Consider the following 14678-nt stretch of genomic DNA (forward strand, 5'->3'; position numbering starts at 1 on the left):
GGTCACGACCGCTTCAGCTTGGGGTCGAAGGCATCGCGCAGGCCATCGCCGATCAGGTTGATGGCGAGCACCGTGATCAGGATGGCAAGGCCGGGGAAGGTCACCACCCATGGCGCGCGCAGGATGAACTCGCGCGCCGTGGCCAGCATTGTACCCCATTCCGGCGTTGGCGGCTGCGCGCCGACGCCAAGGAAGCCGAGAGCCGCGGCCTCGAGAATCGCGTTGGAGAAGGACAGCGTCGCCTGCACGATCAGCGGCGCCATGCAGTTCGGCAGGATCGTCTTCACCATCAGCCTGAGATGGCTGGCACCGGCCACCTTGGCGGAGATCACATATTCGCGGTTCTTTTCGGCCATCACCGCCGCACGGGTGAGCCGCGCGAAATGCGGCTGCAGCACCAGAGCGATCGCCAGCATGGCGTTGAACAGGCCGGGTCCGAGGATCGCCACCAGAACCAGGGCAAGCAGCAGCGACGGGAAGGCCAGGATGACGTCCATGACGCGCATGATCAGCGTATCGACCCAGCCGCGGAAATAGCCGGCGAGCACGCCGAGGACGATGCCGCTGGTCAGCGAGAAAACAACGACGACCAGACCGATGAACAGCGAGAACCGAGCCCCGAAAATCAGCCGCGAAAGCATGTCGCGGCCAACGGCGTCGGTGCCGAGCAGGAACGTCGATCTGCCGCCCTCCTGCCAGGCCGGCGGCGCCAGCAGCGCATCGCGAAACTGTTCGTCAGGCGAATGCGGTGCGACCAGCGGCGCGAAGATCGCCACCAGCACCAGCGCAGTGAACACGACCAGGCCGATGACGGCGCCGGTGTTCATCGAGTAGTAATGCCAGAACTCGGTGAAGGCGCGTTGCCGGCCGCCGGTCGGAATGGAGGCGGCGGTGGCTTCTGCAGTGGTTTGGTCGGTCATCTCACTGCACCCGGATACGTGGGTTGATGACGGCGTAGAGCACGTCGACGATCAGGTTCACCGCCATGACGATCAGCGCGATGATCAGCAAGCCGCTCTGGACGACAACATAGTCGCGCTTGGCGATCGCGTCGATCATCCACTTGCCGATACCGGGCCAGGAAAAGATCGTTTCGGTAAGGATGGCGCCCGCCATCAGCGTGCCGACCTGCAGGCCGATGGTGGTAACGACGGGGATCAGCGCATTGCGAAAAGCGTGGAGCCCGATGACGCGACGCGGCGCCAGGCCCTTGGCGCGGGCGGTGCGGACGTAGTCTTCGCCCAGCACCTCCAGCATCGCCGACCGCGTCTGGCGCGCTATGACGGCGAGCGGGATTGTCGCAAGCACGATCGCCGGCAGGACAAGATGACTGGCGGCGGACCTGAAAGCGCCGCTCTTGCCGGAGATCAGGCTGTCGATCAGCATGAACCCCGTCGTCGGCTTGAAGAAATATTGAAGGCCGATGCGGCCGGACACCGGCGTCCAGCCGAGATAGCCGGAGAAGAAGATGATGAGCAGCAGCCCCCACCAGAAGATCGGCATCGAATAGCCGGTCAGCGCCACGCCCATCGTCGCCTGGTCGAACCAGGATCCGCGCTTGACCGCGGCGAAGATGCCGGCGGGAATGCCGATGAGCACGGCGATGATCAGCGCGATCGTCGCCAGTTCCAGCGTCGCCGGAAACAGCGCCTGGAATTCACCGAGCACCGGCCGCTTGGTGGCGAGCGATATGCCGAAGTCGCCGGTCAGGACCCTGCCGATATACTCGAGATACTGGACGACATAGGGCCGGTCGTAGCCAAACCGCTCGACAAGCTCGGCGTAGCGTTCCGGGCTGACGCCGCGCTCGCCGGCCAGGGCCGTGATCGGGTCGCCCGGCAGAAGCCGGACGAAAGCGAACGCCGCCAGCGATATGCCGAACACGGTCGGGATGATCAAGGCGAGCTTGTGGAGGAGATAGCGGAGCATCTTGCTTCATAGAACGGCGGCGCTTTAAGTCCAGCGTCGCCGTTCTATTTCTCAGCAGTTATTCGGCGACGTCGACGCCGTCAAACCGATGGATGCCGAGCGGATCCATGACGAAGCCGGTAACTTTCTTGTTCATCGGCATGAAGACCTTGGAATGGGCGATGGTCAGCCACGGCGCCTCACGCTTGAACACGACCTGAGCCTCCTCGTAGATCTTGGTGCGCTCGGCGACATCCGTGGTCGCCTTGCCCTTCTGCAGCAGGGCTTCGAACTCCTGGTTGCACCAGATCGCATAGTTGGACTGGCCGATGGCATCGCAGCCGAGCAGGAACAGGAAGTTGTCCGGGTCGCCATTGTCGCCGGTCCAGCCGAGCTGGAAGGCGCCGTCACGGTCCTTCTGCTTGCCGCGTTCGCGATACTCGGTCCATTCGTAGCTGACGATCTCGGCCTTCACGCCGATCTTGGCGTAGTCGGCCTGGATCAGTTCCGCGACCCGTTGGGCGTTCGGATTGTACGGGCGGCTGACCGGCATTGCCCAGATCTTCATCGACAGATCCGTGACGCCGGCATCAGTCAGCATCTTCTTGGCCGCGTCCGGATCGTACGGATCGTCCTTGACCTCCTTGTTATAGGACCACATCGTCGGCGGGATCGGGTTTATCGCCGCCTGGCCAGCGCCCTGATAGACCGCATCGAGAATGGCCTGCTTGTTGACGGCCATGTTGAGGGCCTTGCGGACCTCGACCTTGTCGAAGGGCGCCTGCGTCGTGTTGTAGGCCATGTAGCCGATGTTCAGGCCTTCCTGCTCGTCGACCTTGAGGTTCGGGTCGGCCTTCAGGCCGGCAATGTCGGCCGGCGCCGGGTACGACATGATATCGCACTCGCCCGCCTTCAGCTTCTGCGCGCGCACGGCCGGATCGGTCGTGATGGCGAAGATCAGATCGTCGATCTTCTGGCGGCCGCCATAGTAGCCGTCCCATGCCGCATAGCGAATGACCGCGTCGACCTGGTAGTCGACGAACTGGAACGGACCGGTGCCGATCGGCTTCTGGGTGAATTGCTGCCTGGTGCCGGCCTTGTCGAGTTGGTCGGCATATTCCTTGGAGACGATCGAAGCGAAATCCATGCCGAGATCCGGCAGGAAAGCGACCTCAGGCTTGTTCAGCACGAATTTCACCGTCAGGTCGTCGACCTTGACGATCTCCTTGAGAAGATCCGGGAAGCCCATGCCGGCAAAATACTCCCAGCCGGTGCCTGCCAGATAGTCGAACCACGGGTTTTCCTTCTTCCACTGGCGTTCGAAGGAGAAGATCACGTCGTCGGCGTTGAGATCGCGCGTCGGCGTGAAGTAGTCGGTGGTCTGGAACTTCACGCCCGGCCGAAGCTTGAACGTGTATTCGAGACCGTCGTCGGAAACCGTCCAGCTCTCGGCGAGGCCAGGCGTGATGGTGGTCTTGCCGTGTTCGAACTCGACCAGGCGCGAATAGATGGTGCGCGACGACGCGTCGAAATCGTTGCCACCGCTCCACGGCGACGGGTCGAAGCCGGCCGGCGACGCCTCCGAGCAGTAGACCAGCTGTTTCGCATTGGCCATGCCGCCGAGGACGCTTGCGGCCAGCAACGCGGCCGCAAAAGTCAGTTTCTTTTTCATGGAGGACTCCCTGATGTTCTTCCAAGCCCCTCTATCAGGCTCGTGAAGCGCGCATATAAGCACCGTTTTTCCGGCTTTGGAACACCCCGTTTGCCTACCCCATGGGAAGCAGAATTTATTTCTGCGCACTCGCCAAAAAGGAGAAGGAAATGTCAATTACCGCCTATCACGGTAATGTTAACGACTGCATTTTTTTATTGATCTTTCAACCCGGCGTTGGTGAGGAACTGCGACCATCGGCTGGTCGTTGCTGCGGACGATTTCTTCCCACCTTGCCGCAGGGGCAGACTTGCACGGCTGCCGATAGTCGCAATACATAGATGAGAGGCTGGATTTCCTGGATGCCGGCAGCAGCGGAGGACGTCTCTGTCATTCGGAGGCGACGCGGCGAGCAGGCAGAGACAATAAGAACAATCGAGGGAGGGACGAGTGGCAAAAACTCCAAGGACGACGGCACCAGCGACAGCCCAGGCCAAACCAGCTGCGAAACCGGCCAGCCCCGACAAGCTAAAAGCGCCGACGGCCAAAGCCAAGCCGAAGGCGGCCGCGGTGCCCGCGAAGGCCAATGTATCCGCGAAGCCTGGCGCAAAGCCCGCCGCCGTCAAACCGGCGGCGAAGGCGGCACCGACAGCGGCTGCATCGGCGTCAAACCCAGGTCCGGCCACAAGGTTGCCGAATGTGGTTGCCGCCGGATTGCCGGAAAAAACTTGGCTCAAAAAACCTTGGCTCAAAAGCTATCCGAAAGTCGTTCCGGCCGAGATCGGCGCTCTGCCCTTCGGCTCCATCGGCGATCTGCTCGCCGACGTCTGCAAGCAGTACGCCAGCCGGCCCGCCTTTACCTGCATGGGCAAGACCATCACCTATGCGGAAGTCGAGAGGCAATCGGCCGCCTTCGGCGCCTATCTGCAATCGACGGGACTGCCGAAAGGCGCACGCGTGGCGCTGATGATGCCGAACGTGCTGCAATATCCGGTGGCGATGATGGCAGTGCTGCGCGCCGGCTATGTCGTGGTCAACATCAACCCCCTCTACACGCCGCGGGAACTGGAACATCAGCTCAAGGATTCCGGCGCGCAAGCCATCGTCATTCTCGAGAATTTCGCCAACACCTTGCAGGCGGTGATCGCCAAAACGGCGGTCAAGCATGTCGTGGTCGCGGCGATGGGCGACATGCTTGGCGGCCTGAAGGGGACGATCGTCAATCTCGTCGTGCGCCGCGTGAAGAAGATGGTGCCGGCCTGGTCGCTGCCGGGCCATGTCAAGTTCAATGCCGCGTTGAAGGCAGCCGCCGGCATGAATTTCAAGCCGGTGCATGTCGCTGCCGACGACGTCGCCTTCCTGCAATATACCGGCGGCACCACCGGCATCTCGAAGGGCGCGGTGCTGCTGCACAGCAACGTGCTGGCCAACGTGGCGCAGAACGCGCTGTGGATCGAGGACGCCTTCACGGTCAAGCCAAAACCGGCGCATCTCAACTTCATCTGCGCGCTGCCGCTCTATCATATCTTCGCGCTGACGGTGAACGCACTGATGGGCATGCAACTGGGCGGCCAGAACATTCTCATTCCCAATCCGCGCGACATTCCCGGCTTCGTCAAGCAACTCGGCAAATACCCGATCCACATCTTTCCTGGCCTCAACACGCTGTTCAACGCGCTGCTCAACAATGAGGATTTCCGTAAGCTCGACTTCAAGCCGCTGATCCTGACGCTGGGTGGCGGCATGGCGGTGCAAAAGGGTGTCGCCGAACGCTGGAAGGCGTTGACCGGCTGCCCGGTCACCGAGGGCTACGGGCTTTCGGAAACCTCGCCGGTGGCAACCGCCAACACATTCAGCGACGGCAACTTCACCGGCACGATCGGCCTGCCGCTGCCCTCGACCGAGATCGCCATTCGCGACGAAGACGGCAATGATTTGCCGCCCGGCGAAGTCGGCGAGATCTGCATCCGCGGACCGCAGGTGATGGCCGGTTACTGGAACCGGCCGGACGAGACCGCCAAGGTGATGACCAAGGACGGTTTCTTCAAGTCGGGCGACATGGGCTTCATGGACGAGCGCGGCTTCACCAAGATTGTCGACCGCAAGAAAGACATGATCCTTGTGTCCGGCTTCAACGTCTATCCGAACGAACTCGAGGAAGTGGTGGCGCTGCATCCGGGCGTGCTCGAAGTGGCCGCGATCGGCGTGCCGGACGAGCATTCAGGCGAAGTGCCGAAGCTGTTCGTCGTCAAGAAGGACCCGTTGCTGACCGCAGAGGTGCTGACTGTGTATTGCCGCGAGAACCTGACCGGTTACAAGCGGCCAAAATACATCGAGTTTCGGACCGAACTGCCGAAAACGCCGGTCGGCAAGATCCTGCGGCGGGCGTTGCGGGAATAGGAAGAGTTTGGGCGGGAATAGGGACAATTTTGGCCGATAGCCTTACTGTCGATGACGCGGCGGATACGCTTTCCCGTCCCGATCCGCTAACGTTCATCAAGGCGAACATGCGTATCGCCCCTGTTGCCGCGCTTCCCGAAATCCGGCTTTATGCAGCCCATCCAGCGAGCGGACTGTGGCGGCTGACGCGTCCACAAGGACGAGCAGCCGAGCCGGAAGAAGAAGCAAACGAAGCCGACGAGGATGGCCCCGAGTCGCAGCCTCCTTACTGGGCCTATGCCTGGGCCGGCGGCGCGGTGCTTGCCCGCTACATCCTCGATCGACCGGAGACCGTGGCTGGGCTTCGCGTGCTCGATCTCGGCGCCGGGTCTGGCCTCGTCGGTATCGCCGCGGCAAGGGCCGGCGCCAGCCAAGTGATTGCATCCGAGATCGACCGCAACGGCGTCGCCGCGCTCGGTCTCAATGCGGCGGCGAACGGCGTCGAAATCACGGTCGTCGGCGAGGACATCACCGCTGGTCCGCCGCCGCCCGTGGACGTCGTGGCAGCCGGCGACTTGTTTTACCGGCAAGATCTCGCCGACCGGGTCATCCCCTTCCTCGACCGCTGCCTGGCCGCCGGCATCAACGTGCTGATCGGCGACCCGGGCCGCGCCTACTTGCCCCGCTCCCGGCTTCGCCAATTGGCCGAATACCAGGTGCCGGATGTCGGCCAAGCAAAAGGCGCGGCGACGAAGCCGAGCGGCGTCTTCTCGTTCGAGCCGGAGCAACTCGGAGGCGAGTTCAGATCGTCTCCTTGACCTTTGCCGAAAGAAAGTCGGGCAGATCGGCAACCGAATCCAGAATGACATCGGCGATCTGCGACAGCGATTCCCGCGTGCCGGTGCCGGAAAGCACGCCGATCGCCAGACCGCAGCCGCCGGCCCGCGCCATCTCCAGATCGTGGCGATTGTCGCCGACCACGGCGATCGCGGCAGGCCTCAGGCCGGTCAGGTCCGAGAAGGCGAGGATCGTGTCGGGCGCCGGTTTCGGATTGGCCACCGCGTCGTAACCATAGGCGGCGTCGAACAGCTGCGCGACGCCCAGCGTGAGCAATGTCTTCTCAGCGCCAGTGGTCGAATCGTTGGTGGCGACGCCGAGCCGGTAGGATTTCCTGTGAAGAACGCCAAGCGTCTCGACGATGCCCGGCAGCGCCACCGCCATCGACGAGCCCTGCACCGAGGTTATCTCGTTGAAGCGGGCGACGGCAAGCATCTGGTCTTCATCCGACAGTCGCGGAAACCAAAGCTCGACGACATCCATGTTGGTGCCGGAGGCAAAGATGGAATCGGGCTTGAAGCGTTTGGTGGCGAAATCGTAGCCCGCCGCGGCAAGCAGCCTGTCGGCCTTCCAGCGGTCGCCCTCCGCCGCATCCATCGCCATGAAATCGGCAACGCCGAGCCACGTCGCGTTGAAGTCGACAAGGGTGCCGTCCTTGTCGAACAATATTCCCTTGATCTCGGCCAAGCCGCTTACTCCGATCCGCGCAATCGATGGATGTGTCCCACCAGTCCGGCAGTCGAAGCGTCCCGCTTTGCGGCATTCTCCTTGCCTTCCACGACAGGCAGTAGCCCGGTCGCCAGTTCCTTGCCCAACTCGACGCCCCATTGGTCGAAGGAATTGATGTTGAAGAGCGTGCCCTCGACGAAGACGCGGTGCTCATAGAGCGCGATCAGCCGTCCGAACGTATGCGGATCGAGTTGTCTGTAGAGGATCGTCACCGAGGGCCGGTTGCCGGAGAAGACGCGATGCGGGGCGATCCTGTCGACCTCGGCGGGCGCCATGCCCTTTGCCAGCATCTGCGCACGCGCTTCCTCCAGCGTGCGACCCTTCATGAACGCCTCCGACTGCGCCAGGCAGTTGGCGAGCAACAGGTCGTGGTGATGCTTGAGATCCGGCTCATGGCCGATGGCTGCGGCGAGGAATTCGACCGGAATGAAATCGGTGCCCTGGTGCAGCAGCTGGAAGAAGGCGTGCTGGCCATTGGTGCCCGGCTCGCCCCAGACCAGCGGGCCGGTCGGCGTGGTGACAGCGCCGCCGTCGAGGGTGACGCTCTTGCCGTTCGATTCCATATCGAGCTGCTGCAGATAGGCCGGCAGCCTGGACAGGCGCTGGTCGTAGGGAATGACGGCGCGGGCGGGGTATTGGCAGATCACCCGATGCCACCAGCCGATCAGCCCCATCAGCGCCGGCAGGTTGCTGGCCAGCGGCGCCGTCTGGAAATGTTCGTCCATCGCATGCGCGCCATCGAGAAAGGCGCGAAAATTCTTCGGGCCGACGGCGATCATCACCGGCAGGCCGATCGCGCCCCACACCGAATAGCGTCCGCCGACCCAGTCCCAGAAGCCGAAGACGCGGTCGGACGCAATGCCGAACTTGGCCACCAGGTCGAGCGCCGTCGAGACGGCGGCGAAATGCTTGCCGACCGCTTCCTTGCCGAGCGCCTTCTGCACCCATTCGCGCGCCGTCTCGGCATTGGTCATCGTCTCGATGGTGGTGAAGGTCTTGGAAGCAACGATGAACAGCGTGGTTTCGGCGGAAAGGCCCTTCAGCGTGTCGTGGATATGGGCGCCATCGATGTTCGACACGTAATGCGTGCGCGGCCCGTCGTGATAGGGCGCCAGCGCCAGCGTCGCCATGGCCGGGCCAAGGTCGGACCCGCCGATGCCGATGTTGACGATGTCGGTGATCTTCTTGCCGGTGGCGCCGGCCGCCTTGCCGGATCGCACGGCATCGGCGAAGCCGCCCATCGCATCGAGCACGGCGACAACCTGCGCCTTCACGTCCTGACCGTCGAGCACAATGCCCTTGCCGTTCAGGTTGCGCAGCGCGGTGTGCAACACGGCGCGGCCTTCGGTGACGTTGATCTTCTTGCCCGAGAACATCGCCGCGCGCCGGCCTTCGAGATCCGCGGCTGCCGCCAGCTGCTCGAGCAGATCCATCGTCTGCGCATCGACCGCGCATTTCGACCAGTCGAGCAGCAGGTCGCCGTCGGTGGCGGAGAATTTTTCGAAGCGCTGCGGATCGGCAGCGAAGGCCTCGCGCATGCTGCCCGATTTGGCCGCACGGTGATCGCGCAGGGCGTCGAGTTGTTTTTGAAAGGACGATTGATCCACTGCCTCACTCCGAGCCTTGAAATGCCAACATAACAGACCGGGTGTTTCCGGCGCGTGTCGTCGCGGCGAACTATCTAGCCGAAATCCACTGGTTTCAATGCGCCGCGATGACGCGTTGCGCCAGGCAGCGATGACGCAAGGCGTCATCGCTGGGCATGCCGCGCTGCGTCACGATGGTGATGGGTAGTGTCTCAGTTTGAAATTGACGCCCAATTGACAGCTTACCGCCAAGCATTATCTCTGGGGCATGTCCCAGATCATCAAGCAGGTCGATTTCATGAGGGAGCTTGTGGCCAACCATGGCCGGAAGCCCGAGGCGGTTTGTCCGCTATACGCCAAAGCCGAACGCGACGGCATTGTCCAGCGCAAGAGCAACAAGCACGAGATAAGCCCCGAACAATATGCCGAGCGGCTTTATCGCGATGGCGACAGAAAAGGGTGGTTCTAATGCCAACCGGACCTAAAGGCCAGAAGCGCCCCGCCGACGGATCGGCAATGCCGTTAAGGTCATGCGCATTGCGACTGGCGAGGAAGAAGGCACCGTGATTGACGACGGCAAAGACCTGCTGCCAAGGCTCTAGGAACCAAGGGCGGAAAGAAGCGCGGCGAGAACATGACGCCAGAGCGGCGGTCCGAGATCTCCAAGAGGGCGGCTAGCGCTCGCTGGAATCGGTAAACTCCAGCGGAAGTTCTAGCGTACTTCCTTTTCGAGGCAGCACTTGATCGACCATATGCAAAAAGCGCTTCCACCCATATCCGTTTGCAATAGCCAGCCGCTGGAACATCAGAACCGAGTGCATATGGGTGGCCAACATCGGATCGCCGATGTCCTCTGAAAGCCATTGGTGCAGCCGATTTGGACGATAGCCCTTATCCGTCATCGGCGTCTTTCGGATTAGCTCTTCTGTGATGCCCGGCCCCAAGCGATCATAGATCAAGTTAGTCGTGTAGCTTGCGCAAACGCTGAAACGGTTCTTACTCATGCCAGGCCATTTCCAGCCCTTTAGCTTGTAGATATTCTCATAAAACTCATCCGGAAATTTTTTGGCCCAGACAGCCAATTCCCGCCGGATGACGAGCTCCAAATATGACTGGAGTGCGTTTTGAGGTCGGACACTTTGATAACCCGTGACCTCATCAACAAGAGCGACAATACCGGTCTCTGCCAGAGCCCGCGTGAGAATCTCGGCTTTCATAGCCTTATCGAGCTGTTGGCCTTGGAGCGCTCCAGCTTCTCTGGCTTTAAGCCATACATTGCAGATGGCGGGCAAAATCTGCGCATCGTATCCGCGCACAATCCGCGATCCGTCGATATAATCGATCGGTTGTAGGGGCCCTTCAATTAAGTCCCTGGAAATAAATGGCTTTAGTTGGCTGGGTGCCAAGAATATAGGCAAGGGGGCCCCGCCTTCCGCAGACGCCTTCTTGAGCCGCTTCGATGCACCGCTTCGCTCCCCTAGCACGGCATTGGTGATGCCGGTCTCACTTAGCACGCGCTGGACGCCATTAGGACCCATGACGACCGCACAGGGAATAAGCACGCCTGCTATATTTACTTTGCTCTTGAAGCTCTCAAGAACGCGCGGTGCGCCGTCAACGGCCTGATCGCTCTCGGCCCACCGCTTCTTTGCCGCGTTCTTGGCAATCGCTGAACGCTCTTCGCTTGAAAGTTTCGCGGCACGAGCATGACCACCTTTGGCCTTGCCCACCGCTTCCTGTTCATCGTTCATTTTGCAAGCACTCCGACTATGATGCTTGCAAGTTATGGCGACTCGCTGTTGTATGCAAGCATTATTTTCAGTAATGCTTGCATTCATGCTTTACACTAAGCATAAAAGTTCAGATACTGGGGACTTGAACGGGCTGCCGCGCAAAACCGGTGTGCAAATCCTTTCCATGCTTTGCGAGGGATCGTCGATGCGTTCGATCTCGCCTTGCCGATGTTTCGATCAAACACGGCTTCAAAGCTTCTGGTTGATGCCGGCAAGTTCTGCGCCGATCTGCACAACCGCGGAGTCCGCAACGTGAACGCCAAGCGCGTTCAATATGATGAGATTTGGTCATTTACAGCAGTGAAGCAGAAGAACGTCGCCGCGATGAAAAATACCGTTGATGGCGCGGGCGGCACATGGACCTGGACAGCGACAGCAAGCTTATCATTTCCTGGGTGGTCGGCGGACGTGACGGCGAATATGCGCTGGCCTTCATGGATGACGTGAGGGACCGTCTTCCAACCGCGTCCAACTTACGACCAACGGTCACAAGGCATACCTGAACGCGGGCGAGAAAGCCTTTGGGGCGGATATGACTATGCAATGCTGGTAAAGATGTACGGCGAGCCGGAAGACCGTGCCGCGCCACAGGAACGCCGCTACAGCCCGCCGCCTGCACTGGCGCGAAGAAGACCCGGATAAGGCGAACCCGATCTAGCGCATGTCAGCACGTCACATGTCGAACGACAGAACCTCACCATGCGTATGCAGATGCGCCGCTTCACGCGGTTGACCAACGCCTTTTCGAAGAAGTTCGAAAATCGCGTTCAATGGTCGCGCTCTACACCGTCTGGTACAAACTTCATCCGCATTCACAAGACACTGAAAACGTCGCCGGCAATGGCCGCTGGCGTGTCCAAAACCCCTTGGTCAATGGACGATATTTGCACGGCGATGGACGCAACTGCGCCAAACCAGGAAGCGTGGACCGCACAAAACACGTCCATAGGCTCGCGAAAAAACGTCGCCATCGCGATCACATACCGCTGGCAGAACGACAGCGAAGCAGTTAATGTTCAATAGGCAAACGCACCCATTCGGGAAGCTGCGCCGAAGCCATCATTGATTGAAACAATGAGACGACGCGCAAATGTTCCGAGCGGAACAATGGCGGATGTTAACGATTTCGTATTTACGATCTCATTGCACCAAGGGAGAATCACAATGGCCGAACGAAAATCAGCCCTTAAGCGAGCACCAGAACGCCCAGAACTCAAAGCGAAGCTGGAACGCGCGAAGACAGTTGTGTTGACCGAAGAGCAGTTGCAGGAGCAGCGCGCAAGTTTCGTGTACGGGAATGCGCCGAAGGGATCGCGGATCACAAAAGAGTCCGCACTCAGGGCAACGAAGCACATTCGCGTCGCCGCTCCGGCGGCTTAGTATCAACAGAAAGAGGGAGGGCCCGGCCAAAGCGCCGGGCCTTGTTTTATGCTGGTTCTAGAGCAGGACGACCCCGACTTATATGACCGTGTTCAAGAGCAGAACCTGCTGCGTCAATACGATCTGATGACCAATTGCATCGAGATTGGTTTGCAGCAGGGGCCAACCGCGATAGACAAGTATATGCTGTGGTCTCTAAACGCGGTGGCGGTGGCAAATATTTCTGCCTTTGGCGGGCGTTTTCGAGAAGAACCAATCTATGTGGGCGACCATCGGCCACCGCACTTTAGAGATGTGCGCGATTGGATGGACCGGTTTATTTCAACGATCCATGAAAATTGGTATATCTGGACGCCGACCGAGTTGGCCGCCTACGGGTTATGGCGTCTTAACTGGATTCATCCTTTTGTAGAAGGAAATGGGCGAACAGCAAGAGCAACGTGCTACTATCTTTTGTGCGTTCGCACAGGTTCACTATTGCCCGGCCGCAAGATAGTTCCAGAGCGTATTCGCGAAAATCGCGACGGATACGAGAAAGCACTCAAGGCGGCAGACGCTGCTTGGGAATCTGGCGACCTCGATTTCACCGAGATGGAGGATTATTTGGCCGCTCTCGTTGACGCTCAGATTGACGATGACGGTTTGCCCTACGAGGGCCAGTAATTCAACAGAGACACTACCCGGGGATGACGCGTTGCATCGCACCGCGATGACGCTTTGCGTCACCCTTGGGAAGGATCACTGGCGTAAATCCCAGCAATCAGAAAAATTGATTGGCGCAACAGCTTGTGCCACCGGTACATTCGACTGGTCCAGCCAGGTGAAAAGGCTGGCCATCGAGGAACATCTCCCATGCCACAGCGAAACGACACGGCCATATGGTCCGGCCTGTTCCGGATTTCGGCGGAATCCGGCCAGACCCTGCAGGCGCAGATCCGCCAAGCGATCGTCGCCGCCATCCTCGACCGGCAGATCGCCGCTTCGATGCCGCTTCCGTCCTGCCGGATCCTGGCCGAGAAACTCGGCGTGGCGCGCGGCACCGTGGTGCTGGCCTTCCAGCAGCTCGTCGACCAGGGTTTTCTGGTGGCGCGCGAACGGCGCGGCCATTTCGTCAATCCGGACGTGCTGGCGACGCCTGCCAAACCGCACCAGAAGGCGCCAGACCAGGCCAATGAGATCGACTGGAAGGCGCGCCGGCAGATCGCGGCCAGCGACATGCCGCCGCCGGCCAAGCACGACAACTGGATCAAGTCGTCCTACCCCTTCGTCTATGGCCAGTTCGATCCGGCACTGTTCCCGACAGCCGAGTGGCGCGAGTGCAACCGCATGGCGCTGGCCGTGCTCGAGATCCGCAATTGGGCGTCCGACATGGTTGACCGCGACGATCCGCTTTTGATCGAGCAGATCCAGGCGCGGCTGTTGCCGCGGCGCGGCATCTTCGCCAATCCCGATGAGATCATCGTCACGCTCGGCGCGCAGAACGCGCTCTACATGCTGGCGACGCTGCTGATGACCAAGGGCTCCAAGGTGGCCATGGAAGACCCCGGCTATCCCGACGCACGCTCGATCTTCCGGCTGGCGGGTGCCGACGTCGCACCGGTCCCGGTCGACCATTCCGGCATTGTAACCGCTTCTATTCCCAACGATTCCGGCTTCGTCTTCGTGACGCCCAGCCACCATTGCCCGACCATGGTGCCGCTGTCGGCGGAGCGCCGGCAGGATTTGCTGGCGCGCGCCAATCGCCACAACCAGATCATCATCGAGGACGGCTATGACAGCCAGCTTCTGGACGAGGCGCCGCAGCAGGCGCTGAAGAGCCTCGACCGTTCCGGCCGCGTCATCTATGTCGGCTCGATGTCGAAGACGCTGGCTCCGGGCCTTAGGCTCGGCTACATCGTCGCCTCGGCCGGGCTGATCTCCGAGCTTCGCGCGCTGCGCCGCTTCATGCTGCGTCATCCGCCGGCCAACAACCAGCGCGCGGTCGCGCTGTTCCTGTCGCTTGGCCATCACGAGGCGCTGGTGCGGCGGCTGTCGAGCGCCTTCGACGAACGGCGCAAGCGTCTGATCCATGCGATTTCCGCCTTCCTGCCGGAGTGGCGCTCGACCGATTCCGCCGGCGGCGCGTCGCTCTGGCTCGAAGGGCCGCGCGGCACCGATTCGCGCGGGCTGGCGGAGGCCGCCGCCTCGCGCAGCGTCATCATCGAGCCCGGCGACCGTTTCTTCGACCGCACCGAAAAGCCGTCGCGCTTCATGCGGCTGGGCATATCCTCGATCGCGCTGCAGCACATCGAGCCCGGCATCCGCGAACTGGCGAGGGGGGGGGGGGGGGGGGCCCCCCCCCCCCCCGCCCGGGGGCGGGGGGGGGGGGCCCCCCCCGCGGGGGGGGGGCCGCCCCGCATCGGAGCGCGCGCGGGG

Annotated in this window: 12 protein-coding genes and 1 pseudogene; 7 read left to right on the forward strand and 6 right to left on the reverse strand. The window is 61.3% G+C overall.

Features of this window, described 5'->3' with window-relative positions; genetic code table 11:
• Window positions 1–2: 2 nt before the first annotated feature.
• Genes AC0L17_RS05355 through AC0L17_RS05365 form a run of 3 tightly spaced genes read right to left on the reverse strand, consistent with a single transcriptional unit; the run spans window position 3 to window position 3580 of the window.
• Window positions 3–920 carry an ABC transporter permease subunit gene (locus AC0L17_RS05355; protein WP_023802898.1) on the reverse strand — a complete coding sequence of 306 codons (918 nt, stop codon included), beginning with the start codon at window positions 918–920 and terminating at the stop codon, window positions 3–5.
• A gap of 1 nt (window position 921) precedes the next feature.
• On the reverse strand, window positions 922–1929 hold the full coding sequence (locus tag AC0L17_RS05360) for an ABC transporter permease subunit (RefSeq protein WP_027151636.1): 1008 nt from the start codon (window positions 1927–1929) through the stop codon (window positions 922–924).
• A gap of 58 nt (window positions 1930–1987) precedes the next feature.
• A complete protein-coding gene (locus AC0L17_RS05365) occupies window positions 1988–3580 on the reverse strand; it encodes an ABC transporter substrate-binding protein (protein WP_023802896.1) in 1593 nt (530 codons plus the stop codon).
• A 429-nt stretch (window positions 3581–4009) separates the two neighbouring features.
• Between AC0L17_RS05365 and AC0L17_RS05370 the strand changes: the two genes are divergently transcribed.
• Together AC0L17_RS05370 and AC0L17_RS05375 are read left to right on the forward strand one after the other, a co-directional pair.
• A complete protein-coding gene (locus AC0L17_RS05370) occupies window positions 4010–5959 on the forward strand; it encodes a long-chain-fatty-acid--CoA ligase (RefSeq protein WP_473515058.1) in 1950 nt (649 codons plus the stop codon).
• A 29-nt stretch (window positions 5960–5988) separates the two neighbouring features.
• Entirely contained in the window at window positions 5989–6756 is a 768-nt protein-coding gene (locus AC0L17_RS05375) for a class I SAM-dependent methyltransferase (RefSeq protein WP_473515059.1), read from the forward strand.
• On the opposite strand, the gene AC0L17_RS05380 is transcribed toward AC0L17_RS05375, so the two are convergent.
• Window positions 6740–7462 (reverse strand): HAD family hydrolase, encoded by a 723-nt coding sequence (locus AC0L17_RS05380; RefSeq protein ID WP_023802893.1) that lies wholly within the window; start codon window positions 7460–7462, stop codon window positions 6740–6742. The two genes, AC0L17_RS05375 and AC0L17_RS05380, sit on opposite strands and share 17 nt — an antisense overlap.
• 5 nt (window positions 7463–7467) lie before the next feature.
• Window positions 7468–9111 carry a glucose-6-phosphate isomerase gene (pgi, locus tag AC0L17_RS05385; protein ID WP_473515060.1) on the reverse strand — a complete coding sequence of 548 codons (1644 nt, stop codon included), beginning with the start codon at window positions 9109–9111 and terminating at the stop codon, window positions 7468–7470.
• Between the two features lie 247 nt (window positions 9112–9358).
• Here pgi and AC0L17_RS05390 point away from each other — a divergent pair, with 247 nt between their 5' ends.
• A complete protein-coding gene (locus tag AC0L17_RS05390; protein WP_473515061.1) occupies window positions 9359–9559 on the forward strand; it encodes a hypothetical protein in 201 nt (66 codons plus the stop codon).
• A 205-nt stretch (window positions 9560–9764) separates the two neighbouring features.
• On the opposite strand, the gene AC0L17_RS05395 is transcribed toward AC0L17_RS05390, so the two are convergent.
• Window positions 9765–10841 (reverse strand): P63C domain-containing protein, encoded by a 1077-nt coding sequence (locus tag AC0L17_RS05395; protein WP_473515062.1) that lies wholly within the window; start codon window positions 10839–10841, stop codon window positions 9765–9767.
• Between the two features lie 124 nt (window positions 10842–10965).
• On the opposite strand from AC0L17_RS05395, the pseudogene AC0L17_RS05400 reads away from it, so the two are divergent.
• The 4 genes and pseudogenes from AC0L17_RS05400 to pdxR form a co-directional block, all read left to right on the forward strand.
• A pseudogene (locus AC0L17_RS05400) lies at window positions 10966–11832 on the forward strand (IS1 family transposase).
• A 215-nt stretch (window positions 11833–12047) separates the two neighbouring features.
• On the forward strand, window positions 12048–12263 hold the full coding sequence (locus AC0L17_RS05405) for a hypothetical protein (RefSeq protein ID WP_473515063.1): 216 nt from the start codon (window positions 12048–12050) through the stop codon (window positions 12261–12263).
• A gap of 48 nt (window positions 12264–12311) precedes the next feature.
• Window positions 12312–12926 (forward strand): Fic family protein, encoded by a 615-nt coding sequence (locus AC0L17_RS05410; RefSeq protein ID WP_473515064.1) that lies wholly within the window; start codon window positions 12312–12314, stop codon window positions 12924–12926.
• 189 nt (window positions 12927–13115) lie between these two features.
• Window positions 13116–14678 (forward strand): MocR-like pyridoxine biosynthesis transcription factor PdxR (gene pdxR, locus AC0L17_RS05415; RefSeq protein WP_473515065.1); only part of this gene is annotated, 1563 nt, incomplete at its 3' end.

The organism is Mesorhizobium sp. WSM4829 (genome assembly GCF_055811475.1).